The sequence below is a fragment of the Kitasatospora sp. MBT63 genome (genome assembly GCF_000710465.2).
Classification (GTDB): Bacteria; Actinomycetota; Actinomycetes; order Streptomycetales; family Streptomycetaceae; genus Kitasatospora.
The window spans coordinates 1-2,915 of the sequence record NZ_JAIZ01000500.1; the positions used below are offsets into that span (position 1 = coordinate 1).

The window sequence follows — 2,915 nt, forward strand, 5'->3', positions numbered from 1 at the left end:
ACCGCCGCCGTCGCCGCCCGGATCCGGGACCGCTTCGAGATCCCCTTCCCGGTCCGGGTCCTGTTCGACGAACCCACCATCGCCGCGCTGGCCGGCGCCGTCGAGAAGGCGATTGTCGAGGACCTCGGATGACCACCCTGGAACCCCCGGCGACCACCCTGGAACAGCGCCTGGCCGAACGGCTCGCCCGGGCCAGGGCCCGCCGCCCCGGCACCGCCCCCGCCTTCCCGCCCAGGCCCCCCGGCACCGTCCCGCTCTCCGGCGCCCAGCGGCGGCTGTGGTTCCTGCACCGCTGGGACCCCGACAGCGCCGCCTACACCATCCCGGTCGCCTGGCGGCTGCGCGGCCCGCTCGACGTGGCGCGGCTCGCCGGCGCGCTCACCGCCGTCGCCGCCCGGCACGAGATCCTGCGCACCCGCTACCCGCTGCCGGCCGCCGACGGCGGCGAGCCCACCCCCGTCGTCGACGACCCGGCGCCCGTCCCGCTGCCGGTTCGCGAGGTGCCCGACGGCCTCGACGCGGCGCTGCGCCGCGCGGTCGCCGAACCCTTCGCCCTGGACCTGCGCCCGCCGCTGCGCGCCGAACTGCTGCGGCTGGCCCCCGACGACCACGTCCTGGTGGTCTGCCTGCACCACATCGCCGCCGACGGCTGGTCGGTCGGCCTGCTGGCCACCGACCTCGCCGCCGCCTGGCAGCACGGCGGCCCGCTGCCGCCCGCCACCAGCTACGCCGACGTCACCCACGCCCGCCGCCACCTCACCCACGAACGCGAACTCGCCTACTGGCAGCAGCGGCTGGACGGCGCCCCGACCGTCCTCGAGCTGCCCGCCGACCGCCCCCGGCAGGCCGTCGCCGACGACGCCGGCGCCGCCCTGCGCTTCACCCTCGACGAGCCGGCCACCGCGGCCCTGCGCAGCCTGGCCGCCGAGACCCGGTGCACCACCTTCATGGTCCTGCTGGCCGCCTTCCAGACCCTGTGCGCCCGCTACGCCGGGGTGGACGACATCCTGGTCGGCACCCCGGTCGCGGGCCGCGACGAGGTACCCGAGGTGTTCGGCTGCTTCCTGGACACCATCGTGCTGCGCACCCGCTTCCCCGACGGCCTGACCGGCCGCCAACTGCTCGCCGGGGTCAGGGAGTCGGTCCTCGCCGACACCGCCAACAGCGCGCTGCCGTTCGACCGGCTGGTCGGCCGCACCACCCGGCAGGCCGGCCACCACCCGCTGTACCAGGTGCAGTTGGTGGCCACCCACGTCCCCCGGGTACCGCTGCGCCTGGACGGCCTGAACGTCACCCACCAGGACGTCGAACCGCGGACCGCCAAGGTCGACCTCTCGCTGTCCGCCGAGGACCTGGGCGGCCCCACCGTCGAGATCACCGCGATGTACCGCACCGCCCTGTTCGACCGGCCGTCGGTCGAACGCTTCCTGCGGCAGTACGGCGGGCTGCTCACCGCCCTCGCCGCGGACCCCGACGCCCCCGTCGACCGGTTGCCACTCCCCGCCGACGGGAGCGCCACGGCCCGCGCGCCGTGGCAGCCCGTCCACGACACCGTGCTGGACCGCTTCGACCACTGGGTCCGCACCCACCCCGACCGGCCCGCCGTCCACGCCCCCGACGGCACCCTCGACTACGCCGGACTCGACCGGTCCGCCCGCACCCTGGCCGGACGGCTGCACGGCGCCGCAGTCGTCGCCGTCCACGCCACCCCCGGCACCGGCTTCCTCACCGCCGTCCTGGCCTGCTGGCGGGCCGGCGCCGCCTACCTGCCCGTCGACCCCGCCCTGCCCGAGGCCCGGCAGCGCGAACTGCTCACCGCGGCCGGCGCCGCCCTGCTGGTCTCCGGACCCGCCCACGCCCCCGCCGTCCGCCGCACCGGCGCCGACGGCACCCCGCAGCCCGGCCTCGCGTACGTGATGTTCACCTCCGGCTCCACCGGCCGCCCCAAGGGCGTTGCCGTCGGCCACGACAGCCTCGCCGCCTACCTGGCCGCCGTCACCCCGGTGCTCACCCCCGACCCGGCCGCCGCGCCGGCCGCCGAGCAGTACGCCGTCTGCTCCACCCTCGCCGCCGACCTCGGCCACACCATGCTGTTCGGCGCGCTGTGGGCCGGCTCCACCGTCCGGCTGCTCGACCCCGCCCTGGTCGCCGACGCCGACGCGCTCGCCGCCGCCCTCGCCGAACACCCCGTCGACCTGCTCAAACTGGTCCCCTCCCAGCTCGCCGCACTGCTCACCGCCGACCGGCCGGCCGACCTGCTGCCCCGGCGCTGCCTGGTGCTCGGCGGCGAGGCGGCCGGCTGGGAGCTGGTCGACCGGGCCGCCGCCCTGCGCCCCGGCCTGCGGATCGTCAACCACTACGGGCCCACCGAGACCACCGTCGGGGTCCTCACCCACGTGCTCTCGGACCACCCCGCGGCCGACCGGCCCCCCGCGCCGCCGCTCGGCCGCCCGCTGCCGCACGTCGAGGCGCTGATCCTGGACCGCCACGGCCGGCCCGTCCCACCCGGCGCCGTCGGCGAGCTGTGGATCGGCGGCCCCGCCGTCGCCCGCGGCTACCTCGACGACCCCGGGCGGACCGCCGAACGCTTCACCACCGACCCGGACACCGGCACCCGCCGGTACCGCACCGGCGACCGGGTCCGGCTGCGCGCCGACGACACCGTGGAGTTCCTCGGCCGCGCCGACCGCCAGGTCAAGATCCGCGGCTACCGGGTCGAACCCGGCGAGGTCGAGGCCGCCCTGCGCGCCGAGCCCGGCATCACCGACGCCGCCGTACTCGCCGCCGACGGCCGGCTGACCGCCTACCTGGTCGCCGACGCCCCGGCGGCCCTGGACGGCCTCGCCGACCGGCTCGCCGCCCGGCTGCCCGCCCACCTCGTCCCCGCCGCACTCGTCCCGCTCGACGCCCTGCCG

2 protein-coding genes are annotated in these 2,915 nt (G+C 77.8%); both read left to right on the top strand.

Annotated features, from left to right (window positions below; genetic code table 11):
- Window positions 1–132: phosphopantetheine-binding protein (locus AA75_RS54105; protein ID WP_149038401.1), on the top strand; the 132-nt coding region annotated here is incomplete at its 5' end.
- Window positions 129–2,915, top strand: a 2,787-nt coding sequence (locus AA75_RS26935) for an amino acid adenylation domain-containing protein (protein WP_033822861.1), incomplete at its 3' end; no start/stop codon positions are given. The genes AA75_RS54105 and AA75_RS26935, both read left to right, overlap by 4 nt.